Below are 25,277 nucleotides of genomic sequence, written 5' to 3'. Positions count from 1 at the left end.
TGGCGGTCTGGGTGCCGTTGACCGTGGTGGTCAGCGTGGTCCGATTGCCGTTCTTATCAAACGCATACTTCCGCACCGTCGTGGGGGGTGACCGCACCTTCCTCGGAGTCTGTATTCAGTGTTTCACCAGGTTGGGCAGTGATGTCCTTGACTTCGGTGAGTCGTCCAGCTCGGTCGTAGGTGAACGCGCGATCGTAGGCTGCGCCGCGGTCTCCTGCGGTTGAGGTGCCTGCGAGCACGTCGCCTTCGGGGGTGGTTTCACCCATGATGCGTCCGGTGACGTCGCGGTTCAGTTCCCACGCGATCCAGGTCCCGTTCGAGGTGGTTCCGTCTTCGGCTTTCAACGGTCCGTCGTAGGCTAGACGGACTTGTTTGCCGGATTCGTCGTAGTCCATTTTCTGGGTGAAGCCCCCGGGGATGACCTGGGTGAGGACGTTGCCGTCCCCGTCATAGCTGGCCTTGTAAGTGGCGGTGCTGGTGCCGCCGTGCTTGGACACGGTCATGCTGGTGACCGCACCCTGATACTCGGTGGTCCCATCGTTGGACAGTGCCCCGTACTTGTACGTGGTGGTCGAGACAGGGGAGACCGTCTTGGAGACGTTGCCGAATCCGTCGTACTCGGTGGTGGTCGTTTCTCCTAGTGAGTTCGTGTAGGAGGTGGTGCGTCCCCACAAGTCCTGGGTCCACTTGATCTCGGATTGCGGCAGTGAGCCGGAAGCTACCGCGCGCACCCCGTTCTGTACGCCGGTGGCGTCGTAGAGCTTCTCTGCCGGTTGCACCGCAGTAGTGGTGATGCCGCTGGTGGTGACAGTGGTCTTCAGCTCTTGGCCGTCGGCTCGGTAGGTTTGGGTGGTGGTGCGTTTGGCGCCATCGGTCCCGGTCGAGGCTTCGGTGAACGTGGCCGGCTGGCCATAGATGTTGAATCCGGTCTGGTGCTTGGCTACCGACCCGGCGCCCTGCGGGGTGTTCTTGCACAAGTACCCTGCGTACTCCGGAGCATTGCCGCAGGTAGTATCGTCAGCATTCGCTGCGGCGGTGTAGTAGGTGCTCTTCGTCGTGCCAGCATCGGCTCCCGCGGATTTCGGCTGCCGGGACTCGATCACGCGGCCCTGGTCGTCGAACCGGGTTTCAGTGACGATATTATCCGCAGTTTTAGCCATGACCTGGGTGACCTTGGTCGGTGAACCAACCACCCAACCTGAGCGTAGGTTGTTCTTGTCTGTTGCGGCTTTCCCGTTCTTGTCGGTCGTGTAGGCGTTATAGCCGTTCTCCACGTGGGTGATGATAGGTTCCCCGGTGGCATCTGGTTCTGTTTTCCCGGAGCTGGCCTTTGAAGTCACTACCGTGGTTGGCAGCATGCGCGGCATGCCCCCGGCGTCCACATCCGTGATCGGCGTGTAGCTGGTTTTGGTATGGACACGGGAGGGCTCATCGTTTTCATCGGTGGTTACCGGTGAATAGGTGTCGGTGACGTAGCCGCGGAGGAACTCGGCGGTCGCCTCATTCTTGGCGATTTCTGCAGCTTTTTCCGTGGCATCGGTTTTGGTTGAGAGGCCGTTGCCTTCATTATCGACGAACTTCGCTAAGTCAGCGAAGTAGACGCTTATGGACGCATAGTCTTCATGGCTTTTGAGTACCCCGTCCTTGATATTGGATGAGTCTTTTGCCGCAGCCAAAATGAATCGAATGCCGCGGGCATCGTAATCACGAACGATATTGCCGTCCGCGTTAAACACGTTGGCTGTGATCTGCCAGGCGCCTGCCGCATAGGATGCGGTGTTGACGACGCGGTTCTGCGGATCCGTATAGTGCAGGTCTGCATACTTGAAATCAGCCGCGGTGACAGAGGATGCTTTGGAGGTTTTAACGTCTTTTCCTGGCCCGAATACTGCGTAACCCGTGACCGGTCGTTTAGTGCCTTCTTGCTCCCACAGCTTGACTTGGCCTTCGGAAAGGTTGGGGGTGTTCTTCCCATCGCCTACGACGTCAAGACCGTAGACGAAGCGCGCAGTCTGGACTTTTGTATTGCCGTCGGTCGCGTTGCCGCGTTCGACGAGCTCAAGCCAGTCGGAGCGGTCTGAGTCGTTGGCCTTGCCGTAGGTGTAGTAGGTGGGAGCATCCACGCGGGAGCCTGAGCTTGTTTTCTCTTCCGTGGAAGCCAGCAATGGTACCCCGGCTTTGGAGTCAGTGCTGTAGGTGTAGGTGGTGGTGTCTCTGGTGCGATTATCTTTCACACTGATCAGTCGTGCGTCCAGGCTGGTTCCGTCATACCCGTATTCGGCAATACCTACGGTGTCCATCGCCTTCTTGGCTGGGTCCCAGGCGGTGTAGGTGACCTTGGTGATTTTGCCTGACGTGTCGTAGGACAGGTTGATGCGTCGGCATCCCTTCACCGGAGTTGCCTCAGTGTGTACGAGGGTCGCCGTGTCGCAGATGAGGTTGGTTTCGGTGCCGGCGATGACCATGGTGGTTTGGCCGGCCGTGTTCGAGACGAATTTGCTGGTCCCGGTGCCGTTGCCGCCGGTGACGGTCTCGGTGATCCATTCCCAAATCTTGGGGTTACCCTCCAAGTTGGCACCGCGCTTGAACGTAGTCACCGTTCCGTCTTCTTCGGTGACCTTGATCCGCGCGTTGGTTCCGGAGCCGGACAGGGCGAGCTTCCAGCCCGAAGCGGTGGCGTCTTCGTTGGCCGGCGTGTAGGTTCCGGTCTTCAACGACACACGGCCGTTGCCTGGCTGGCGGAAGACGGCTGCGGTTTCATCGTCACTGACCAGGGTGATGGAGCCGTCCACTGCGGTGGATTCGGCGACCAATAATCCTGCCAGCCCTTCGTCGGGGCCTTCGATGTTGGCGCGCCATCCTTTGCCGAAGATGCGGGAATTGGCTCCGATCCCGGAATAGGAGGAGTAGGAGCGGCTCACCGACAGGCCGGTATTGCCGGCGTTGACCTCGACGTCGGTTTCGGAAAGGTTCAGTTCGCCGGTGGTCAGTGCGACCTGGCCGTCGCCGGCCTCGGCGACGGGGTAGTTGTCTCCGAAGGCGTGCGGCAGCTTGGTGACCTGGACTGGTTTTTTGGACTTGTTCGTGGTGCACTGCAGCTTAGAAGTTGATGGTGCTCCGGCGTAGTCGAAGCAGACCTGTACTTCTACGAGTGCTGCAATCCGGTCTTTGCCCAGCTCCTTGAGTTTGCCTGCCGGAGCTGCTGCGACATCGATCATGGTGTCGATTTTGACGGGCTGGCCCGCTGCGATCTCTGCCAGTGTTGCCGCTTCGTACCAGCCTGCAGTTGCGCCGTATGTTGAGGTATCTGCCGTTGCGCTGTTGGCTTCGCGCCAATATACCTTTGGCGTGACCGCACCGGTGGAGGAGGTGGGCCCTTGACCGGTGACCTTGAATGAATCCGAGGTCGTGGAACCGGCAGCGGGAGAGCTGAGGGAAGCGACGCCGTTGCCGAAGGTCCACGTGGTGGTTCCTGAGGTGTTGTTGGCCAAATCTGTGGCTTTCACCCGCAGCACGTTCGCCCCCACCGGGTTCAGTGCCACCTTGGCTTCGTTGGCCGTGGGCTTGAGCGCCTTCCAGGGGGCGTCGTTCAGTTGGTAGGAGATCGTGGCGGCATCTGCGTTGGACTTGAACGTGAAGGTGTTCGAAGCGGGCTTCGCAGGCAGCCACCCGTTGTTAGCGATTCCGCCGGTGGAGGTGATCGTTGGGGCGGATGGTGCGACAGTGTCAACGGTGAACGTCGTGGCAGGTCCGGCAGCCTTGGACCTCAGCGTGCCGTCATTGGCCCAGGCCTTGACGGTGTAGGTGCCGTCTTTCAGTGCGGCCTTGTATATGGAGACCTGTTTGGAAGCGACTGATGAGCCAGCTTGCTTGCTCAGGGTGCTGGTGCCGGTCACGTCGAACTCGGCATTGACTTTTCCTCCGTCCGGGTCAGTGACCGTGGAACGGAGTGTTTGGGATTTCTTGTTCACCCAGAGCTTTCCGGTGGAGTCTTTGACGGACTCGCCTGCGCCGAAGGACACTGCTGAAGGTGTGCTGGGGTAGGAGTTGTAGGTGACGATGAACTGCGGTTCGATTGGATCATTGGCACCAGCAATGTAGTTTGCTGAGCGGTACCGCTTCCAGGTGTAGTTGTTTGTCTCATCGGCTGCGATCAACCGGACCCCGTAGTTCTTGGTGGGGTTATCTGCCCAGTACTGGGCGATCGGGGTGATCGGGTAGTAGACGTATCCTGCAGCGCAGCTCGAAGAGTAGCCCTTGGAGACGTTGTTCGTCCCTTCACCACTGGTCGTGGCGGTGGGCTGCTTGGTCCAGCGGACATCGGAGGAAATCCAGTCGCTGGTCAGTCTTTGGACTTTCACTGGGGCGGAGGTGCACGAGTAGGAATGGTAGTTATGCATCTTCAGTTCGGCTTTGGTGATCTTCTTCCCATCCAAGGCCGAGGAAGCGAACTGCAGGAACGAACGTGACTTCAATGCGCCGGCGTTGAACGTGCCTACACGCAGTTCCGGGTCGCCGGCCTTGGAGCCCGGGACATCGGCCTGAACCCACGTATCAGAGACACCCGACGACCAAGTCGGATCAATGGTGACCGGGTACTGACGCTGTGGATCTTGCAACCAGGCGGCATCAGCGTTCAAGGTGAGCACCGGGACACCATCTTCTTCGGTGAGCGTGGTGTCCACGGTGCGTTCGGCAGGATGCAGTCCGGATGCTTCATCGATTTTGGCATCCCACATCGTTGGCGCCGGGGCGAAGAACACAGTCTCGCCCTTACCGTTGATGGCGCGAAGGTCCCCGGTGTCCTTGTCCCTTGTGAGCTTCAAACCTTTAGAGAGCTTGATGGGGAACCGTAGCGACACGTCCCCTTCGGGGGCTTGTTCCAGGACGGTGCGGTGTGAGAAGCCCGACCGCAGCGGCTCGACAACCACGCTGGCGTCCACCGACTGGGGTCCGGCAGGCATCTCGAGTGACGGTTCCGCTGATTCGGTGGCCGGCTCTGAAGAAGTGCTTGCGGGTTCAGAAGGCTCCGGAGTTGAATCTGAGGATTTTGCATCCTCATCCTCTTCGGGCTGCTCTTCATTGACCTCGGGAGTTTCCGTTTCGGTGGGAGACTCTGAAGGAGCGTCCGAAGGGACTGGGTCCACTGTGGAGGTTTGTGGCATGACGTCGCCGGATGGATCTTCGATGATGGGCACCTGCACTTGTTCGGTGTAGGTGGCTTGGTTCTCACTGATCTGCGGGGCAGGTAGTTCACCTTCCCAGCCCAGCTTCAAGGTGGAGCCTTCGTGCTCACCGGTGGACTCCAGCTGAGCGAGGATTACCGAATCCTGGGTGGGGCCATCGCCGATGTCGTCGGTTCCGTCCGCGATGGTGAGCTCGGTACCATCACCTACGACCGGGGATGCGGTGTCGGTCAGTTCCCCGTCGGCGCCTAGGGGAACGAAGCTGTCTTTTCCTTCTTTGAAGCGGGCCGCTGAGGTCGTTTCGGACGTCCAGGTTCCATCCGGGTTGGCGAACACCTGTTCGGTGGCCGTGCGGAGGGACAAGTCTTCGACGCGCTGACCGGTGGCCTTGGCCGTAATTTGGGCTGAAACCCCATCGGGGCGTTCAGTGACGTCCTCGACGGTTTGCTCGGTACCCTGCGGTTCCTCGTCTGCGAAAGCAGAGGGAACGAAAAGGCTCGATGCCAGCAATGCTGAAGTGCTGCCTATCGCGATGGCAGACAGGATTCTCCTCTTGCGCACTGTGAAATCTGTCCACAAGCGTGCAGAGGTATCCCCAAGTAAGTGGTGCACCATGACCCCGTTTTCGATAAGAAATTAAGCTGGCACATAGCCAACACATAGATTCTGCTATAGGGGCACGTCACATAATGCAATTTTTGATGGAGAAATGAAATTGTAGCCAAACTGTGACTAAATCTTGCTTGGCTAACTAACAGCTAAGGGACCGTCTGCATTCATGAAGGGATCGGGCGTCCGCTGGCGCGGCCGGCTGTTGGCCCGGACTTCGTCCGGTCTTTTCCTGTTTTTTGCTGCTGTCCTTCGGAGTGTACGGGCCACCTCCAAACCCACAAGCCACTCGCTGCGCTTCGGGCGTGCTCCACCCAGAAATTCTCGGGCCGCGCTCTTTCGTCGCTTCTTCCGGCCCAAGATTTTCGTGGGTTGCGCAGCCCTGGCGGGTTGATGGATTTTCCGGCTGGCCCCGCTTCATTGCATTTGGCCGGCAGAAAAATAACCGGGGGACGATTTTGGCCGGCTGGCCCGCGCGTAGGCAAGCATACGAGCGGAGGTTGCCCGATAACGGGTACCGGGTTTCGTGTTGCGTGGAGGATAGCGATCTCCCCGCGTTGGGCGAATCGTCAGGGACCGTCCTTTCAAAGTTCCTGCCGTGGCGAGGTCGGACGCCACCGGCAGCGGCTAATATAGTGCGACCCGTACGCCTGCTGGTAGTGATCGGAACCACGGCATCGGTGATGAAATCACCAGCCTGCATCCCCGCCGAGAGACCTGCAGCAGATCCGGACGGAAAAGGACCAAGTACATCGCCATGTCACCACTCATCCATTAAGCGCTGCAATCACCGCAAGAACCCAAGAAACCGTGTCTGCATCTTATGAAACAGCATTGGCCAGTCACTGGTCTTTTCGGAAAATTTCCACGATATGTATACCGGATGATCGATGCCGTTGGAAGCAAGGATTTCGGCTATTAAACCTGTCATCCACCCAATAGAAGGTAATGAATGAAGACCAGAAGAGAAGGAGAGCAGAGCAGAAGAAACCCCTGGTCCATTCCAAATACCATCAGAAATCGGTGGAGATTCCTTCGAGAAGGTACAACGGGAATCAACTTCGATCGCCAGGGCAGTAGAGATCCGCGAGGCGAGAGAGTTGAGAACATCGTCAGAGAAAGCATTCTTATGCCCAGACAGTACCTCGACCGAAATATCCCGTCTATTCTCATTCGTCTCAAGTCCAACAACTCCACTTAGGCCCTCTGATGGGAGCACACCGGAATTGAGATTCTTTAGCTGTTGGAGCGGAACGGCAAAATCAACATGTGCTAGAGGACTAGAACTTGCAGATCGAAAAGTATCGGCTAAAACAGTCAATGCGTAGCATGGAAGAGTTGCGTTAGCCGCAGCAGCTCGGACACCTACCTGGAACCAATAATCCGGCGCGTTCACCGAGCTGTGAAAGTCATCCCGGCTACCCGCATCGTTGACCAGCCATGCACGTTCCACTGACTCATCTTCAACGCCCCACAGTAACTCGGAGTAGTCGTTGAGGAAACCAACTGGGTCGGATAAAGACCTATCGGCCGGCACGCTCGATTTGGCTTCCCAAATGCCAATGAACATCGGCTCTGAATAATTTGACGAGAACAAACTTGAACCCTAAGTGTGTGAATAGGATCTAACGGTTTAGTTAGAGAACACGGCAGTTCACATCGGCCTGCATGCGCTTGATCTCAGTGGTACCGATTCGGCCATCAGCATCTACATCAACATGGTCCCTCCACGAAACCCACCACCAGGATTCAGCTTTGTCTTCTTGGAACAGTTTTACGTTCCCAGTATCCCGAGCCCTTGTAATTGGTGTAGTACTCGTAAAAGCATGAGATCACGTAAGAGAGTGCAAGTGCGATCCGTTGTCCTCAAGTCAGCTCGATTTATGCACGAAATTGGATGGCGTTCCAGCAAGTGCAAATGGGGAACGCGCTGCTTCACGGAGGCGGCATTGGGGCAACGGTGCGGGCTATTTGCGTAGTTGCCGCGTTGCGGGAGTATGTTCCGGACGTGCGTGTCCTTGCACCACGTTGAGGTAACTGCTGCTCAAATGGCCAATATCAAGAGCTCGGATCCCGCGTTCGGAGAGTTTTTTGGCCAAAACGGTTCCGGCCGGGCCCAGGGAAATAATGGCAAGGTCCGGATTCTTTTCCAGGGTCTCGGAGACAACTCGCTCCAGATCGGTAAATGCGTCCTTGGGAGTTGAATGGATAAAGTCTGCGGTTTTCAGGTTATCGAAAAGTGCCGGGACCAAATCAAACCGTGAGCCCTCGCCGGTGATGATGACGGCATCTTTCCGGTCCCAGACTTTGCGCCATAGCTCTACTGCTTCCTGGCCCAGGACTTCAAACACTCGGGGCCTGGTGATATGGGCATTGATGTATTTTTGCTGAGGGTTAACCAGTGGCTTCAAGCTGGGCCACAGCTCGGCATACACGTTGGACCAGTGGGCATCTCGGAATAAGAAGGGGAAACCGATGAGCAGGTCTTCGGATTGAGTTTCAAAGACTTCCCGGAGCTGATACTGGAGCTCCTTGGAGTTGCTTTGGAAGCCTAGGTTGAACTCTGGGCGGAGCATGAGCCGGAATTCGCCATCTCCGAATCGTGCGATGGAGGCGTTAGACGCGGCCAGTAGCTCCAGAGACTCCTTAAAGGGCAGGACTTGGTGCGCGTAGACTTCTGCCACTTCGTCCATGAACCGGCCAGTGGTGGCAGTGCGAATCGCGGTCAGCTCGTTGCGATTTTTCTTCAGTTCGGCGATCACTTGCTTGAGCAGTGCCGGCAGTTCCTCGTGGCCGCCCATCTTGACAGGAATGGGTTTCTTATTCCGGATCTCCACGTGGAAGGTGCGATTCGCGATTTCTTTGATCTTTGACAGCAAAACTAGTATCCGTTCTCGCGGAGGAGCCGCGTTATCCCGCACTGCAGGGCCGCAGGGTGATGCGCAGAGGCTGCAATGTATTGCATTGATTCTATGCGTTTGGATTCATCTTACGATGCGCGTCGATGCCAGGTCAGGGCTGTGGTCGTGTCGCTCAAACAATTAGATGGATGGATAAGCGAAGTGTCTGCGGTTCAAATGTGGGCAATTATCCTTTTACGAGTCTGCAGTGGACGCGCAATGTTAAAGCGATTCCAGGGGCGACGCGCGTCTTACCGTCTAGCTGGGAAGGATCGAATGCTGTGATCGCGGTGGACTACTCGACCAATCCGATGCGGGAAGATTCGGTGTACTGGGTTCCTGCGGTCAAGGTAATTGCAAGGTACGGGATGCCTATTGCTACTAGCGTGAGAGCCATTTCGAAGCCCCATGTAACGGGAAGCAAGATCGCGACTGAGAAGCTCACTGCCAAAATCGATGCTATCTATTTCCCATGCAGAGTTTCCAAGGTATGCCCAGGGGAGCCCTAATGCTGGTGCCACCGGGTCAACGTTCATTCCCGGTGCTGAGTTCGTTGGTCAGAACTGTCACGAGTGAGTCTACGGGCAAGGTCGTTCCAGCGAAGCTGAAAGTAGCAAAGCCGCCTGCGACTACTGGCAAGCCACTGGCAGGGAGATCAAAGTAAGCGCTGGTACCTAAAAGGCGAAGGACGTGAAATTTTCGTATCAGTGCCCGCGCTCGGAAAAGATTATCGGCGAGGCCCCCCGGGACTATTGGCTAAGCGGGGGCAAGACACCATGCCGAGATTGGTTGGCCGACAGCTCCTATGCTCCTCGGAGATAAGGAGCTGTCAACAATATAACGGGTCTTTGGTGAAGTTGATACCGGCACGGGAGAGCAACTGCATGCGTAATCCGTCGATGTTCCAGCTCACCCATCGGGCGAACTTGCGTGATCGGCTCAACGCGAGGGAGAAGTGGGTGTAGTCGATGACGGGAGAGCCGTCGAGCTGCACGAGATCTTCGGCAATCTCGGCGTTGGCGGTGGGGAGGTCAAGGCCGTGGTGAGGAAGTGCAGGTGAAATCCCGCGGACTCACTGGACAATTCTTTCTACCGACTCATGGATGGCACGTGCGATTTTTCTGGATTCGGCATTAAACATGGAAGCATCCTGCAAAGACCGCGGGATGCTTCCATGCGAAAGAGTCTGTTGAGACATGAACAATCATTGCCACCCTTGTTGCAGATGAGGTCTCTCCCTCATGGGGATTCAGCAATCCTGGACGGCTCCGACGATATCAACCATCACCAGCACCGCGACAGAAACCTCAGCCGTGTGATGCAGACGATCAGAATAATCAGGGGTTTGACCTCAGACTTTTCTCTATAGTTCGGTTACTCTCGCTATTTCATCAAACTTGATGGTGACTGACTCCGCTGATCCATCACTTATCATCAGATCGGCTGTCTTCTCAAACGAATTCCAGCGTGCCGTCACTTGAACAGCACCGACAGATTCCAAAGCCACTGTCCCAGACCCGTTGGAAGATGGAATGCTCACTTCATGGCCGTTGACCGTTACTGAAAGGTTCGCAGGAACTTTTACGGTAAAACAATCATTTTTTGCACAAACATCCATGACGGCATCCACAGATAGTGACTGGGATGTATCTGAAGTTGAGCAACCAGCTGCGATCAGAACAAATGATGCAAGGGCTAATCCCTTTGCCCAGGTGCGTCCTAGCATCGGTAAGACCCGGCTTGGCTTGATTTCTGCCATAGATTTGAGCTCGTATTCCATGAGATTCCGATTGAAGACTTACCTATACTAAAACCGGTCAGCTTTGTAGAGTTCCAAGAATGCCCATATTTCGCAAAAGCTTGAAGGCATTTAGTTGAACTCGTGGTTAGCGTATAGGTCAAAGTTCCTTTATATGTAGGACTGTGTCCGTAAAGCGCGCCGTAGCCCCAATCCTGGAACGCCCAACCCGCACCATATTGATTGTTGGTTTCCAGCCATCCAGTTTTCTCACACTTGTTATAGCTGTTGCACCCCACAAAGGAAACGCCCTTGTTGGTGACGGCGCGGTTGAACGTAATTGCTAGCCCGTCGGGTCCACCGATCTGAGATTTGCCGCGTGGACACTCGGAAAAGGGTGCATTCTTCCAATTGTATCGAGCATACGCATAAATCTTTGTCCCAGATTTTACAATCTGGGGGCGAGAAATATTTATGTCACCTGCACTCGACGAAGGCTTGGTAACACGGCACCCGAGCTTGGCCGGTTCAGCTACCCCAAGAAGAAAATCGCTGGGTTTTACTGTCACTGGGATTGTCGCCAGAGTTTCTGCCGGCTCCGAAAGGCCCAGCTCATTCATCTTGGCTGACGTTAGCTGATCGAGAGTTACCAACAATGACACTTCACTGCGGAATGCTTCCTCTTCAGCACTCGTACGGTCGTCTGCACTGAAAGGTACAATCACCCCGTTTGATAAAGTGATCGTCTTCGATGACGGATCGTCTTTCAGAAGAGACGCAGATTCGGCTGCTGGAATAGGCGAAGCGCTCTTGACATCGCTTAGGTTTAGATCCGTATCTTGTGATGCGTAAGAAGGCATCGCAGCCATGGTCAGCGCCAATGTCAGCCCAGAGACAAGCATCGTCATTAGTCCCTTCAAAGGGCCCTCTTTCAATTGATAGCCAATTCCAAGTAGGGACCACGTCCGCTAGTGCAAGTTCTGACTGCAGGTGGCGCCTCGGAATACGAACGTATTAATGCATTCTGATTTATATGCATTGCATATGATCATATCTAGTAAATTCGCTTTTCACTTCGATGTTGCCAAAAAGTTAGAATTAGACGCATTCGCGCCTCGCTCTCGTGGCTGCAACCTCACGATCCGGGATCCACGCTGTGTCCACAACGGGTTTGGAGCAGGAGTGGGCAAGAGCCCCCACAGATTGAATCGTCCCGGGTTTTATGCCGCTTTCTATTGAGAGAATGGAAAGCATGCCCAAGCAGTACACCCCCGAAGTCAAAGCCCGCGCAGTGGCCTACATCATGGAACGACTTGACCGCTATAAGTCGGTCTACGCAGCCTGCAATGACATGGCTCCAAAGCTGAACGTCGGTAAAGAAACCCTGCGCCGCTGGGTGCTCCAAGCCCAGGTTGATTCCGGTGAACGAACCGGACCGACCAGCGAAGAACTCGCCGAGATCAAAGCGTTGAAAGCCAAGGTCCGGGACCTTGAAGAAGCCAACGACATCTTGAAGGCATCAGCGATTTTCTTCGCGAGGGAGCTGGACCCTAGCCGGCACTAATCACCGAGTTCATCGACCAGCAACGCGAACACGGCTACGCAGTCCAGCAGATCTGTGATGCCCTGAATACTCAGGGCCTGAAGGTTTCTGCCCGCACGTATCGCAGTTGGAAAGCAGCTGAACCAGCACCACGGGTCGTCACGGACGCACTGATTTTGAACGTTCTTCATGACCTGCAGAAACCTGATGAAAAGACGGGGAGACCGATGCCCGAGGTTCTTTATGGGCGGAGGAAAATGCTGGTCTGGTTGCAGCGCAACGGCTTCACTGACATCTCAAAACACACCGTGGATCGGCTGATGCGTGTAGCTGGGATGAATGGGCTGGTGCGGGGTCGGAGAACGACTACAACGATCCGCGCTAAAGATAAAATCCGGGCGAAAGATCTATTGAATCGGAACTTCTATACTGATGCACCTAACAAGGTGTGGGTCACTGATTTCACTTATGTTCCGATTCGTGGCGGGTTCGCCTATGTGTCCTTCGTGATCGATTTGTTCTCACGCCGGATCTTGTCCTGGGCTTCGTCGACCTCGCATGACACCGAGTTTGTGGAGGAAGCTCTCCAACTGGCCCTATGGCAACGCCGGATTGAGCAAAAAGCGCATGTGAGATCGGCCTTTGGCACCATCCACCATTCAGATGCGGATAGTGAATATACCTCTCAGAGGTACACGCAGACGCTGGCGATGGAGGGGCTGGTGCCGTCGATCGGAACGATTGGGGACGCGTTCGACAACGCGGCCGCCGAAATGGTGATGGGGTTGTTCAAGAACGAGGCGGTTGCTAAGGATTCACCGTTCCGCACTGGAGTCTTGGCTACCAAGGCGGACGTGGATGACGTGGTCGTGGAATGGGTGCACTGGTACAACAACGACCGGTTGCACTCGACCCTCGGATATCGGGCTCCGGTTGAATTTGAAGAACTCTATTATGATGAAATGAGCGGCTCGTTACCCGATGAAGCCGCCAGTAAACTGGCGGCGTAATTTCCGGGACGGTTCATTGCGCTTCAGTCAGTTGGTAGAGAGCTTCGATCATGCGTTTGACCTCATCAGGACGTACCGCTCTTCCCTGCAATGGTTGATGCCTTGCTTAAGAGGTTTCAACAGCGATTCCCAGCACAGGTTTCGGGCGCTCTGAAGTGAAGCGGATCTGTCCAACGGCAGACTGGTGGACGATCTTCAGCAGCCAAGTTAGTGCGGTAGTTCGCACAGTGGCGAAGCCATCAACATGTCGTTAATCGTCTGAAAATATTCATTGTGCGGCTTCCTGCCTTTGGACTTCATCGCTCAGTTGACGGGCGTCAAAACCGAACACCCTTGGGACAAGTCCGCCATAAGGCTGCGTAGCTGCTTCATCTCCTTGTGCGGCTTGAAGCAAGAGAGCCTCATCCGGCGCTGAACCGTCGGTGATTTCGACTGCCCAATTCGGGATCTTGGGTTCAACGACCCCATACCGTCAAGGACATTGCTCTCGTTCAGGGCAGTAGCTGCAGGTCAAATCTTGGGTAGACGGAAGCCAGGGAACGGGCCCCCAAATCGTGCATCGCCCGTCCCCTGGCTTCTTCAGCTTGATGCTGTAGTACTACTTCTTTGCCGGTGGCATCAGCACCGAATCAACGAGGTAAACGGTGGCATTGGCAGTCTGCACGCCACCGCAAATGACCTTGGCATCGTTGACCATCAAGTCATCGCCGCTGCCGCTGATCTTGACCTTGTCACCTTCAACGGTTTCCAGATCACCCTTCAACTCATCGGGAGTTATCTGGCCTGGGACCACATGGTAGGTCAGCACCTTGGTCAGCATGTCAGCATCCGACACAACAGCGTTCAGGTCTTTTTCTGGAATGGCCTTGAATGCGTCATCCACAGGTGCGAAGACGGTGAACTCATCGCCGTTGAGCGTGTCCACCAGATCCACGTCCTTGTTCAGCTTTCCCGACACGGCCTTGGTCAGGGTGGTCAGCAACGGGTTGTTGGACGCTGCCACGGCTACCGGATCCTGGGCCATGCCAGCAACGGAGCCGTCACCTTCGGGCACTGCTTCTGCGTACGCCGCACATCCTGAACCAACAAGGTTGGCGGCTGGATCCATGGCCGATTCGCTGGCCATGCCCGAATCCTCAGATGCTTCCGGGCTGCTAGAAGCCATGCTCGATGCCGAACTTTCGCTGCTGGGAGTGGACTCGGCGCTGTTGTCCATCGAGCAGGCGCTCAATCCGAACGCGGCTACCGCGGCAATCGAGAGCAGTCCTACCGTCTTGCGCTGCATGGTTTTCATGTCGAACTCCTTACCTGGCGACCCCGTTGGGCCAGTTGGTTTTCCAAACCTCTTGGTTTGGGTTTTCACAGGGCATTCGGGGCAAAGTGGTTCGCGGATTGGAACTTATTTAAAGATTTTCTGTTCCGCACATTAGGGGCTCATATCATGACTGATTGCTAGCGCTTAGCCGAGGCATAGAGCTCGTTGACGAAGCCGTTTGCTCTCTCAAGAAACTTACTTCGCTTGAGTTTCAAAGTCGGTGTCAGCAGTTCACTGTTTTCCCCTAAATCGGTAGAAAGCATAAGAAACTCTTTGACTTGTTCACTTCTTGCTACCCGCTTATTGGCTGAGCTGACGGAGTCGAGGACGACTTGAAACAAGAGCCCGTTTCTAATCCTGTCAATTGACCCTTCTGTGCGAGGCTGAAAAAGGGATGCGTCTGTAATCCCTTGGCTAGAGGCCCACTGTTTGACTGCTTCCGGGTCAATCAGTACGAGGCATCCCAAGAACGGCTTACCTTCTCCAACCATTACCGCGTGGGCAATCAATGGCTCAGTTTCGACGTATCCTTCCCATATGCTGGGGGATATTGTCTTCCCTCCCGCAGTTACTATGACATCTTTGATTCTTCCCTTCAGCGTGATGCGCCCAAGGTTGTCCAAGGATCCCAGGTCTCCTGTGCGGAAGAAGCCATCGGTGAAAGCGTCGGCGTTGTCGTCGGGATTGGTATATCCAGCAAATACGCCGATTCCTTGTGCGAGCACCTCACCGTCGTCCGATATTCGTACAGTGGTCCCAGGCATCGGAACTCCCACGGTTCCAGACTTGATCGACCCGGGCATATTTCCCGTTAGCGGCGCTGTAGTTTCTGTCAGCCCATAGCCCTCGATTACTGGCAAGCCAATACCCCTGAAAAAGAGGGAAACTTCTCTATCTAGGGTTGCAGCTCCTGATAGCAGGTACTCAAGACGACCGCCGACTACTTTTCTTAGACGCGAGTAGAAAATCCGATCAAAAATGAAATGTCTCATCCTAAGGCTAGGAGAAGCTTGCTTCGACGAAGCGGTATCGTGTCCCTCAGCCATCGCGCCCCACTGCGTTGCCGTGTCGCTGGCCCACTTCCAAATACGATTCAGGCGTTTCTGATTGGCGGCCTGTGCTGCGGAGTCTTGGATCTTCTGTAGCACCCGTGGCACTACTACGAGAAATGTGGGTTTGAGGAATTCCAAAGACGGTATTACTTCTTTGGGTTCTGAGAGATGCGCGATGCGCATCCCGTTAGCCAAACAAATCAGCTGTAGACCACGAGCCAGAACGTGGGCCATGGGAAGGAAAATAATCGTATTTCCTGTCTCCTTAACCACTTCAGTGTAAGCGGCAGCAACATTGAGTACTAAGCCAACGAGGTTACCGTGCGTAATTAAAGCGCCCTTGGGTGCTGCCGTCGTTCCCGAAGTGTAGACGATAGTCGCTATCGTCTCTGACGTTGCCAACAATCGTCGTTCTTCAACAGCACCATCGGTGATAGATTTCCCTTCGTCAACAAGATCCTCAAGATCGAGATCGTTCCGGGTGTCCATTGTCCAGATTCTCGACCCGCATATTCCCGCGCCACTTAGCCCGCGCTCGAGAATCGAGGCGTGGTCGGTGCTTCCAGCAACTATAAATTTTGGGGAGCAATCGGCAAGTATGGCTGTGACCTGATCAAGCGACGAAGTTTCATAAATAGGGACCACGACCGCACCTGCAAACCATGCCGCCATATCCACCTGAGCCCATTCGTAGCGTGTAGGTGACATAATCACAAGCTTGTTTCCAGGTTGCAGCCCACTAGCGATGAGCCCCTTAGCCAATGCCTGCACTTCGAGAAAAAATTCTCGAGTAGTTATTTGCTTCCAGGGGGCAGCAACGGGACCATCAGCAGATCGAACTTCGAATGCTATATGTTCAGGCGAATTCTTCAGGCGCTCCATCAAGAGATCGGTGGCATTCCTGTGCATGTGCGAAGTGGCCAATAGCGGCGTCGCAAATTCCCTCATAGCTCGTCCTTCCGGGCAGGGGTAACGGTGGATATCAAATACGGACAGGACTAGCCTGCTGTGGACTACTTCTCGGTCAGGCGTCATTCAAGGTAGGCATTGTTGGGCGCTATCATCTCAGATAGGCAGCATAAGCAGGGACGAGGCAAGGTTCGCATAGCTTGGTTTCAAGCTTGTTTAATGTGGGGCTTGAAGCCAAGCTATGCGTTCCGTTTCGACGTAACAACTAGTCAATCGAGATTAGAACGGTTTTCGTCCAGCATTCAGAATGCTTGATTTGTTCAGTCCGGCCAATTTACAGGTCGTGAACAGTTCTGGGGACGAAAGCTGTTTCTGCGATCCTCCGCCAACAGTAAGCATCTCTTAGACGATAGCCCCGCGAAGAGATGCCATGAGAAGCGTCAAGCCGCGATTCCGTCAAAAGCTTTGGCTCAACCTGTGTCCAATAGTATTGCCCGGTCCCAGAGAATATGATGAGGCGACTCTTGGATAAAAGTATCGCAGGATCCCTGGATTGTCTCTGAGGGAAATTTAACGGAGGAAACCTCATAATGAAGAGCAAGGAACGCAAGGCGCTGACCGCTATGCCTGTAGTGCTTCTGCTAGGTGTGCTGCTTGCATTGTCCGGTAGTGATGGCGGGATTACATGGGGTTCGATGCCCCTCTTCGCTCTGGCTGTACTGGCGTCCTTTATAGCCCAATGGATCGCATTCATACCTTCATTCCTAAGGCAAACAGAGAGATTCTACGACCTGACCGGAACCCTGACCTATACAGCAGTCACATTGCTCCTGCTTCTCTTAGTCCCTGAAGTTCATTCAAGATCGCTACTACTGGCATTCATGGTCCTGGCCTGGACTCTTAGGCTGGGAATCTTCCTCTTCAGCCGTGTCACTAGGGACGGCAAAGATGATCGCTTCGACCAGATCAAACCGTCTTTTATCCGGTTTCTCAGCGTCTGGACCATTCAGGGTCTCTGGGTCTCTTTCACTGCTGCTACTGCTTGGGCTGCTATGACCTCGGAATACTCTAGTGAATTGGACGGATTCGCACTGGTCGGACTCGTCATCTGGGCGATTGGGTTGGGTGTGGAAAGCCTAGCCGATCACCAGAAATCAATTTTCAAACGCGACCCGCAAAATCAAGGGAAATTCATCTCCTCCGGACTCTGGTCCAAATCTCGCCATCCCAACTATTTCGGAGAGATTCTGCTTTGGATCGGCGTGGCTGTTGTGGCCGCTCCGGCGTTGCAGCACTGGCAGTGGGTTGTGATGATCTCACCGGTATTCGTCGCCGTGTTGCTCATCAAGATCAGCGGAATCCCGCTGCTTGAAGCGAAAGCTGAATCAAAATGGGGAGGCCGCGCCGACTATGAAACCTACAAGGAAAACACGCCGGTGCTTATTCCTAAGTTCTGGTAGGAAACGGTTTGCTGAAATAGTTGCTGATGCTCTCTAGACTCTGGCACTTCTAGAATTTGCTCTATGTGAAGTCGTCGAGATGCAAAACGAATCTAGACCAGATAAAGCGGGCTGCGCATCGTCGACAGGCGTAGGTTGCCCTGCATCGCAGGTGACAGCGCGGGCCAACCTGGCCAGTGCGAATCTGCCAACCGGCCATGCTGGATAGTGGGTCTGATTGCCACTGCGATGCTGAGCCTCGGAAATTTATGATGCTTCCGCCACTAAGCGGAAGGCGCGAATGCTTTAACGGAAAATTCCTCGTAGGCCTCTGTCGACCTACGAGGAATTTTGGCCGGATGCAGCCGCTTATGAGATATCCGCAGGGGTAGGGAAGCGCTACCCACAGATGTTTTTAGTCTTCCTCGGACTGGGCAGCGTCATTTTCTGAGGAAGCTTCCTCCCTGGCCTTTTCTTGATGGATCACCGCGGCCAGCAGTTTTTCCATTTCCTTTGCAACACCGGCAGCCGAGGCAGGGTTCTGACCGGTGACCAGACGCTCGGATACCTGGACATTTTCCTCGAAATCATCGGCGGCGATATGGTTGGCCCCCTGCTCAACAAGTTTGTCGGCCAATGAGAATGGAATGATCTTGTCCTTGCCGACCGCGACTTCTTCATCGTTGGTAAAGACAGCAACATCCTTGCCGCTCAGCAACTTGATTCCGTGGTGCAGTTCTACATCCAGTAACCCTGCCGGACCGTGGCATACTGCGCCAACTATGCCTCCACTGTTGTAGACGGTCCCGATGAGCTTTTGCAAGAATTCGTTGTTGGGGAAGTCCCACATGGTGCCATGACCACCGACAAGATAGATGGCATCGTACTGGTCCGGATCAACTACCTCGACCCTGGCCGTGTTGTAGAGGCCTGCTCTCGTGGTTTCGTCTTGGGTGAACTGCACCTGAATCGGATCATCGGTATCGACCGTATCTTGTGGCGGCTGCCCGCCCTTGATGGAGGCGAAGTCGACGAAATGTCCCGAATCCCGGAAAACCTTCCAGGGATGAGCCGCTTCTGCGACGTTGTATCCGGTGGGTTCCCCTCCTGCACCGAGTTCGGAAACGCTGGTGAGGACCATGAGGATTTTCTTCACGTTAATGACCTTTCATAAATTTCGGCTCCCCAGTTTCCATTTCCTATGCTGAGGGGGAATCTGTGGAAGATATCGTGAATCTTGTTCTGAATCGTGGTCTCGCTCCGTGCTGTAGTCTTGCAGACCGCGGAAGACTTGCAGATCTGCTGCTGGCTTCTCACGCTGTCAAGCTACACGCATGAGGGCTGATTCTCGAAGTGTTTTAGCGCTTGAATCAGCGATCACAGTTTCTTTAGCCTAAGATTGTTTTTTGGCATCTTTGATAGAGTCCTTGACGTCCTCCGCCGATTGCTTCGCCTTTGCTGCGGCTTGGTCCTTGAGCCCTTCGGCTTGCAGGTCCTTGTTGTTGGTGGCATCGCCCATGCTTTCTTTGGCTTTGCCGGATACTTCCTGGGCTTTGTTCTTGATTTTGTCTCCGAGTCCCATGATGCTTCCTTTCGATTGGGTGACTAATACAAACTATTAGGTCAGGGTCGTTCTAGCGGATGGCCCGGATTTTTTGGGTTGGAAATCAATGTTCACGTGTTTCTCCGCGAACTGGGCACCGAGAGCTTGCTCCGTCTGAGGAATAAGAACGTCCCGAATCAGGCCTATGCCATCGATTGGCCGGGCATCTGCACGCAAAGTGAAGCGTGCGTAGAGTACGGGGTTCTTCGCTGTTCCATTGATGCGGATATCTGCGCTGTCGACCTCGGGGGTGCTTTCAGCTGCTTCCTCGGCGGCCATGGAGACGGTCCTCGAATCAACGGTGGAGACACCAGTGCCATTATCGGAACGGTAGATGAAAGTTGGTTTGCCTGGTTTCTTAGGTAGAGCTGACATCATTACAAAGAGCAAGATGATCGTCATCATGGCTAGTGCGCCGGCTAAGTAAATGCCTAATTCTGGCATTTGTGCAGGGAAAGTATCGATTAAACGCGTCTGTGCGAGTCCGTTTCGAGTTGAATCCCAGCTTAGCCAGGCCACGGCAGCACCACTTGCCATAAGAAGCAGCCCGAGAAGCGCCAGCATGACTCGTTGCCGAATACTGTTGGGTTTCCACAAATCTACTGCCCTCCTCGGGTAGTTGCTTTGACGCTGACTCTTATCGAATGTGCCAGCGGGATTGCGGATAGCTTTTTTTGGACGTTCGCTTGCACCGACTGTGAAATATCGCTGGTTTCATGCACCGGAGTGAAAACGCTGACATGCAGCTTCTTACCCCGCAATGTCGGCGAGGCGCTACCCACCCCATCAGTGCGCTCTGCTTCATAGCGGGCCAGGTTGGCCAAGCCGCGGTTTTCCGCAACCCACTCTTCTTGTTCGTCGACTGAGTCCCATTCAAGCAACGCTGTTCTGTGCTTTCCCGGGACTAAGGCAACAATGAACAGAAGCAGTCCGAGAATTGCAACGCCCACAGCTACGGCGATCAAATTGTTATTCGCCCAAACAATGTTCTTGGCAGAATCCAGAAATCCGGTTACCCAGCTCGGCCAGGAACCGCTGTCCAGTCTGATCAGGCAAATCACCAGGGACGTAGTTGAGATGCCTAATAGCACTATGCAGGTACTGAGCAGGGTTGCAGTTCTGGCACTGCGGACATGCCAAAATCTGCTCATAACAGACTCCTCTCCCCAGCGTTTGCTGAAACTGCATGAAGCCAAGCAACGTCGATGTCGACTTGGACAGACGAGACCCCCAAGAATTGAACGAGCTCATCTGTCACTTGTTGACGTATGGCCTCGCAAGTTTGCTGCAGGCTCAACGGATATCGGATGCCGACTTTCAGCTTGACTGCTACGGTACCCCCGAGAACGTCGGCCGTAGCAGCAGGCTTCCCTGCGATAGCGCGAGGTTTGCCCAATTGCAACAGGCCGCCAGAGCTGGCTCCGACTCCAGGGATCTTGGAGGCGGCTTTGGCTGCGATCTTGGAATAGATCTGGTTATCCACAGTAGTAGCACCCACAGTGGCACTTTTTGTTTCCACCCTGGTCACCGCCTACGGGTAATGAATACACGCTCCCAATCGACGCGGGTCTGCAGGAACCAGCCGACCACACCACCGATGAGCACGAAGAATGCTACGACTATGAACTGGGTGAATGAGCCGAACGCTATGAGCAGTCCGGCCACTAGCCCTATTGCCAGTCCCCACCTGAGCTTATCCATGGGTATTCCTTTCGTTGCCCATCGGCAGTGTTGTGGCCTACTTCAAGTCTTCGCGCGGCTCGTCGTCTTCGTCATCTTCTGGCAGGTGGACGTCGGTGACATCGATGTTCACTTCGATGACTTCCAGTCCGGTGGCACGTTCCACCTGGGAAACAATGTTCGCGCGGATGTCCTCGGAGACCTCCACAATTGAGAATCCATAGGAGACGACGATGGAGACGTCGATCGCGGTCTGCTGCTCGCCCTTTTCCACGCTCACCCCGCCTGAGGTGTTCGCCGAGGCACCTGGGATGCGTTCTGCCAGGGAATTGAAAGTTCGGCGCGCAGCGTTGCCCATTGCGTATACCCCGGGCACTTCGCGTGCTGCGATGCTGGCGATCTTCTGAACAACCCGGTCTTCAATGGTCGTCTTGCCCAATTCGGTGTGCAGTGGGCCCGTAAGGTGCTCTTCCTGAGCATCCTGGTTCCCCTGGCGCTTGGCTTGACGTTCCAGTTCCTCGCCAGTTGGCTTGATTACCTTGTCGTTCGACATTGGCTGTGCCATGTTCTTCACTCCTATATCGAGGGAAACTTTTTCGCTTACACTCATACAGACGAGGTCCGTACCAATATCCTCACACATAATTTAAGTGATCTACATCACAATAGGGGGATTGTGTGGATGAATTAAAACGGTTAGCGGTCGTGGGCCGGTCCCGTGAGGGTGATTCAGAAGCTTTCGGAATGCTCGTTGCCGAACTGACCCGGGGCTTAGGAGATACTGCCGTTCCTTTTTTGAGAATTGGCAAGATGCGGATGACGCGGTGCAGGAAGCTTGGATCAAAGCCTGGAGAAGCATGCACACCCTCCAGCAGAATGGCACCTTCAAGACGTGGCTTTTTCGAATGACAAGGAATATTTGCCTGGACCGAGTTCGTTCAGCCCAAAGTCGTGTTCACGTAGTTGATGCCGAAGAATTCTCCGGGCAGCCGGCAGCGGAGCACCTTTCGCCCGAATACCTAGCTGTGCAGCGAAGTGAGGTTGATAGGGCGTGGAATATCGTCGCCAAGCTACCATCGACCTTGAAGCAGGCTTTTGTTCTGGTATGCCTTGAGGACATGACCTATGAGCAAGCAGCTACAATCGCCAACACGTCAGAATCAACTATTCGAGGACGGGTCGCGCGGGCCCGCAAGGCAATTATCGAGGCGGTGTCATGAAAACCCTTCCCTGCGGACGCACGATAGAAGACATACTCCACAAGCTAGATGACTCACCAGACCCTCATGAGCTCGAATGCCGCTGGTGCCATCAAGAACGGCGCCACTTAAAGGACCAAACCAGAATCGTTCTGGATCAGCTTAGAAGCGAAGATTACTCTGCGGGCAGCAGAGACTTAAGTAGCAATGTTCTGAACAGGATTTCCAAACTACGACCCACGCAGAGGACTTGGGAAGCAGTCGTACGAGAAACAGGAGACGATGTGCGCATTTCCTCAAGCGAGATTATCAGCGACATCAGGCAGCAGTTCTCGCGATCCCAAACTGCGCAATTGAACTACGCCGAAGTCAAGGCCACGGACGCGAGAATCCCCCATGTTCAGTGGCTGGTCCGATGCACCATCAGCATGCTCAGCGAAGCAACTGTCCAGCAGATCGAGCAAGAGATCTTGGAATATGTTCAGGTCGGCCTCAGTACACGTTTGCTCGTAGAACAATTACGAGTTGAGATAACGGTGGAAGATGTCCATGGAGAAATTCTCAGTTATACGGAAATTACACGCTGATTCCCTCGGCCCAAAGGTAGACCGCGGATCCTAATATAGCTGCCCCCGATGTTACGTCTCAGTGCCCGACAAGCAGCGCTTCGGCCGAAGCGCAAAAGTTCACCTATCCGGCGAATCATCAGGAGAGTTTCTTCGATGGCGCTGTAGAAAGTGGATCGCGCGGGACACACGAAATCGCCAACGAGCTGAGCCAGGGCTATCTGGTAAATGCGACCACTTATCTTGACACCGGAACTAGATCAGGCTGATGTCTGCATAGCTATAGAGAACCCAGCTGAATTAGTTTCGGCGTAAGGCTAACCCCGTAGAGCGGGACGTTACCCGAAGCTTCGTTATGTGCGGCAGAAGCAAATTGAGTATTTACTGCTTTACAGAACTCCAATTGAATCGTCCCGGGTTTTATGCCGTTTTCTATTGAGAGAATGGAAAGCATGCCCAAGCAGTACGCCCCTGAAGTCTAGGTACGCGCAGTCACCAGGGGGTGAGGACCGCGTTTATCGCGAGAAGAACGATAGCTCGGTACTCATGTTCGTTTCATTATTTGGCACCGGGGTTTTGGTTGCTCCTTCATGGGCGTTAGAAGCTGGCAGAGAGCTACCCGATTCTGAACTGGCCAGCCACGCGAAACTTTTGGAACTCAGCACTCCCTATGGTGGGCGGGCTCTGGGGGTGGCGAAGCTGTACTTCAGTGATTCAGCTCCATCATTGCCAAACCCAAACCCAAACCCAAACGCCGAGCTGAGCCGTGCACGAACGGACGCTGTTGATCTAGAAACAGCCTGCCCAGACGAGGACACCGCGGAAGTCGGATTGAGTGAGATGGAGAATACCTTCATATTGCTCAGCGAATCAGAACGTGATTCGCTTCCTGTGGCGGGTGCTGGCTATGACGTGTGGGAAGAAAAGCTGGCCCACCTCGGCGCGCTCGTAGCACCTACCAATCGTCGAAGTGGACTCGGTTTTCAATCTGTCGCTTTTGCTCAGAAGCATGCAATGGACGCCGGCCTGAGTCCTCAATGGCGCGTGCACGTTGATAATGCAGCGTCAATCAGAACGGCGCTGCGCGCCGGGTTTAAGTATGCGGGGACCCAAACCACCGTAATTCTCAAGAACTAGCGCAGCTCCTATGTTCAGTGGGCGGTGCGTTTGAAAGCGATGGCAGCCAGAGCTGCGGCCTGAACTGCGAGCACCGCGTCATCAAAGACGACACGTGGCGAGTGATTCCACTCTGCTTCCGACGCGCTCAATTCCGGTGGAGTGGCCAGTAACGCGATGAATGTGCCGGGAACTTCATCGAGCACAAAAGCGAAATCCTCAGATCCCATCATTGGTGATGGCATGATCGCCACACGCTGTTCGCCGTAGATTTCGCGCATCGTTTCCAGTGCCGCTTCGGACTCAATCGGATCGTTCACGGTCACCGGGTAGAGCGTTTCAAAACTCACGTCTGCGGTGAGCTCATGGGCTGCTGCCACACCATTGATGACACGTGGCAGGCCTTCCTCCAAAACAGCCAGCGATTCGTGGGACATGGTGCGGATAGTGGCCGCCAGCTCGACACTTTCCGGGATGACGTTGATTGCACCGTCTCCGGTGGACAGTCGGGTGATCGAGAGGACCACCGGGTCGAAGGCATTGAACCGTCGAGTCACGAAGCTCTGCAGGGCCAGGACGAGCTCGGCCGCGGCAGGAACTGGATCCAAGGTGTGGTGGGGTTGTGAGCCATGTCCGCCGCGCCCTTTCAGCTTCACGGTTAGCTGATTTGATCCAGCAGCTACGGGGCCGCTTCGTGTTGCAAAGACTCCTCGCGGGCCGGGGCCCACATGGATCGCGTAGGCGGCAACTGGAGGTTCTCCGGCTGCGGAGAGCAGTCCCTCTTCGAGCATGATCTTGGCGCCGCCGTGGCCTTCTTCGCCTGGCTGGAACATGAAGATGACCGAGCCACGAAGTTCACTTTGGCGAGATGACAGCAACTTAGCTGCGCCAACTAGTCCTGCAGTATGCAGATCATGGCCGCAGGCGTGCATGTTGCCGTTGGCAGAGGCAAAGTCCAGATTGGTTTCTTCGGTGATCGGCAATGCGTCCATGTCGCCACGAAGCAACACCGTCGGGCCGGGCCGTTCTCCTCGAAGTACTGCGGTGACCGAGCTGGTGCGCGTGCCGGTGGTGATTTCCAATGGCAGCCCTCCGAGCGCGTCGAGCACCTTTTGCTGGGTGCGGGGCAGATCGAGCCCGAGTTCGGGGTCCGCATGCAACGCGCGGCGCAGTTTAATCAGTTCGGGAAGTATGGTTTGCGCATCAGCAGTAAAGTCGGCAGTGGTCATGAATCAGCCTTTCGTAGGCGTCGTCGACGGACGGGCAGGGCGCCTCAGGATGCGAAGAGTTGACTATGCTGATTATTCAAAATTTAAGTATTCACTAATCAAAGCGTTTATTCCGAACGATTTGAATGTTATTAGCACGCGAGTGAGTATACGCCTCGCAGTTGTGCCATCGTCAAGTTGCCA

The 25,277-nt window shown here is 54.8% G+C and carries 20 protein-coding genes and 2 pseudogenes; 6 read left to right on the top strand and 16 right to left on the bottom strand.

Going from position 1 to position 25,277, the window contains the following annotated elements:
• Positions 1-56: 56 nt before the first annotated feature.
• From AC1Z36_RS00535 to AC1Z36_RS00510, 6 genes and pseudogenes are all read right to left on the bottom strand, one after another.
• On the bottom strand, positions 57-5,747 hold the full coding sequence (locus AC1Z36_RS00535; RefSeq protein WP_483561561.1) for a DNRLRE domain-containing protein: 5,691 nt from the start codon (positions 5,745-5,747) through the stop codon (positions 57-59).
• 615 nt (positions 5,748-6,362) lie between these two features.
• Positions 6,363-6,554, bottom strand: a pseudogene (locus AC1Z36_RS00530) (IS30 family transposase); the annotation flags it as partial.
• A gap of 28 nt (positions 6,555-6,582) precedes the next feature.
• Positions 6,583-7,365: a hypothetical protein gene (locus AC1Z36_RS00525; RefSeq protein ID WP_146112969.1), complete on the bottom strand. Its 783-nt coding sequence runs from the start codon at positions 7,363-7,365 to the stop codon at positions 6,583-6,585.
• 397 nt (positions 7,366-7,762) lie between these two features.
• Entirely contained in the window at positions 7,763-8,674 is a 912-nt protein-coding gene (locus AC1Z36_RS00520) for a GT-D fold domain-containing glycosyltransferase (protein WP_105662468.1), read from the bottom strand.
• A gap of 1,384 nt (positions 8,675-10,058) precedes the next feature.
• Entirely contained in the window at positions 10,059-10,454 is a 396-nt protein-coding gene (locus AC1Z36_RS00515; protein WP_146112352.1) for a hypothetical protein, read from the bottom strand.
• On the bottom strand, positions 10,415-11,341 hold the full coding sequence (locus AC1Z36_RS00510) for a hypothetical protein (RefSeq protein ID WP_133833153.1): 927 nt from the start codon (positions 11,339-11,341) through the stop codon (positions 10,415-10,417). Before AC1Z36_RS00510 ends, AC1Z36_RS00515 begins: the two co-directional genes overlap by 40 nt.
• Positions 11,342-11,685: 344 nt before the next feature.
• Here AC1Z36_RS00510 and AC1Z36_RS00505 point away from each other — a divergent pair, with 344 nt between their 5' ends.
• Complete coding sequence (locus AC1Z36_RS00505; protein WP_483561560.1) at positions 11,686-11,997, top strand: transposase; 312 nt, start codon at positions 11,686-11,688, stop codon at positions 11,995-11,997.
• Positions 11,997-12,986, top strand: a complete 990-nt coding sequence (locus AC1Z36_RS00500) for an IS3 family transposase (RefSeq protein ID WP_483561953.1) — start codon at positions 11,997-11,999, stop codon at positions 12,984-12,986. The genes AC1Z36_RS00505 and AC1Z36_RS00500 overlap by 1 nt, the downstream gene beginning before the upstream one ends.
• Positions 12,987-13,584: 598 nt before the next feature.
• On the opposite strand, the gene AC1Z36_RS00495 is transcribed toward AC1Z36_RS00500, so the two are convergent.
• Together AC1Z36_RS00495 and AC1Z36_RS00490 are read right to left on the bottom strand one after the other, a co-directional pair.
• Positions 13,585-14,280 (bottom strand): fasciclin domain-containing protein, encoded by a 696-nt coding sequence (locus AC1Z36_RS00495; protein ID WP_105659206.1) that lies wholly within the window; start codon positions 14,278-14,280, stop codon positions 13,585-13,587.
• Between the two features lie 158 nt (positions 14,281-14,438).
• Complete coding sequence (locus AC1Z36_RS00490; RefSeq protein WP_105659205.1) at positions 14,439-16,301, bottom strand: AMP-dependent synthetase/ligase; 1,863 nt, start codon at positions 16,299-16,301, stop codon at positions 14,439-14,441.
• Positions 16,302-16,852: 551 nt separating this feature from the next.
• Between AC1Z36_RS00490 and AC1Z36_RS00485 the strand changes: the two genes are divergently transcribed.
• On the top strand, positions 16,853-17,722 hold the full coding sequence (locus tag AC1Z36_RS00485) for a DUF1295 domain-containing protein (RefSeq protein ID WP_105659204.1): 870 nt from the start codon (positions 16,853-16,855) through the stop codon (positions 17,720-17,722).
• Between the two features lie 394 nt (positions 17,723-18,116).
• On the opposite strand, the gene AC1Z36_RS00480 is transcribed toward AC1Z36_RS00485, so the two are convergent.
• The 7 genes from AC1Z36_RS00480 to AC1Z36_RS00450 all read right to left on the bottom strand — a co-directional run bounded on the left by AC1Z36_RS00480 (position 18,117) and on the right by AC1Z36_RS00450 (position 21,549).
• The gene (locus tag AC1Z36_RS00480; RefSeq protein ID WP_105662471.1) at positions 18,117-18,857 is read right to left on the bottom strand and encodes a type 1 glutamine amidotransferase domain-containing protein; all 741 of its coding nucleotides are present in this window, start codon (positions 18,855-18,857) and stop codon (positions 18,117-18,119) included.
• Between the two features lie 237 nt (positions 18,858-19,094).
• The gene (locus AC1Z36_RS00475; protein WP_105659223.1) at positions 19,095-19,283 is read right to left on the bottom strand and encodes a CsbD family protein; all 189 of its coding nucleotides are present in this window, start codon (positions 19,281-19,283) and stop codon (positions 19,095-19,097) included.
• A 36-nt stretch (positions 19,284-19,319) separates the two neighbouring features.
• A complete protein-coding gene (locus tag AC1Z36_RS00470) occupies positions 19,320-19,868 on the bottom strand; it encodes a hypothetical protein (protein WP_402741784.1) in 549 nt (182 codons plus the stop codon).
• Between the two features lie 35 nt (positions 19,869-19,903).
• Positions 19,904-20,455, bottom strand: coding sequence for a DUF6286 domain-containing protein (locus AC1Z36_RS00465; RefSeq protein ID WP_105659221.1), 552 nt, complete (start codon positions 20,453-20,455; stop codon positions 19,904-19,906).
• Positions 20,452-20,787 (bottom strand): Asp23/Gls24 family envelope stress response protein, encoded by a 336-nt coding sequence (locus AC1Z36_RS00460; RefSeq protein WP_483561559.1) that lies wholly within the window; start codon positions 20,785-20,787, stop codon positions 20,452-20,454. The genes AC1Z36_RS00465 and AC1Z36_RS00460 overlap by 4 nt, the downstream gene beginning before the upstream one ends.
• A gap of 41 nt (positions 20,788-20,828) precedes the next feature.
• Positions 20,829-21,005, bottom strand: a complete 177-nt coding sequence (locus AC1Z36_RS00455; RefSeq protein ID WP_105658843.1) for a DUF2273 domain-containing protein — start codon at positions 21,003-21,005, stop codon at positions 20,829-20,831.
• A gap of 37 nt (positions 21,006-21,042) precedes the next feature.
• A complete protein-coding gene (locus AC1Z36_RS00450; protein WP_286134380.1) occupies positions 21,043-21,549 on the bottom strand; it encodes an Asp23/Gls24 family envelope stress response protein in 507 nt (168 codons plus the stop codon).
• Positions 21,550-21,760: 211 nt separating this feature from the next.
• Here AC1Z36_RS00450 and AC1Z36_RS00445 point away from each other — a divergent pair.
• From AC1Z36_RS00445 to AC1Z36_RS00435, 3 genes and pseudogenes are all read left to right on the top strand, one after another.
• Positions 21,761-22,204: pseudogene (locus tag AC1Z36_RS00445) on the top strand (RNA polymerase sigma factor); the annotation flags it as partial.
• Between the two features lie 263 nt (positions 22,205-22,467).
• On the top strand, positions 22,468-22,770 hold the full coding sequence (locus AC1Z36_RS00440) for a hypothetical protein (protein WP_105658840.1): 303 nt from the start codon (positions 22,468-22,470) through the stop codon (positions 22,768-22,770).
• A 525-nt stretch (positions 22,771-23,295) separates the two neighbouring features.
• Positions 23,296-23,886 (top strand): GNAT family N-acetyltransferase, encoded by a 591-nt coding sequence (locus AC1Z36_RS00435; RefSeq protein ID WP_105658839.1) that lies wholly within the window; start codon positions 23,296-23,298, stop codon positions 23,884-23,886.
• Between the two features lie 14 nt (positions 23,887-23,900).
• On the opposite strand, the gene AC1Z36_RS00430 is transcribed toward AC1Z36_RS00435, so the two are convergent.
• Positions 23,901-25,094: a M20 metallopeptidase family protein gene (locus AC1Z36_RS00430; protein ID WP_402735357.1), complete on the bottom strand. Its 1,194-nt coding sequence runs from the start codon at positions 25,092-25,094 to the stop codon at positions 23,901-23,903.
• Positions 25,095-25,277: the final 183 nt, after the last annotated feature.

This window comes from Glutamicibacter sp. BS14 (assembly GCF_056934375.1).
Note: the sequence above shows the minus strand (reverse complement) of the source record. Positions and strands in the feature narration are given on the sequence as shown.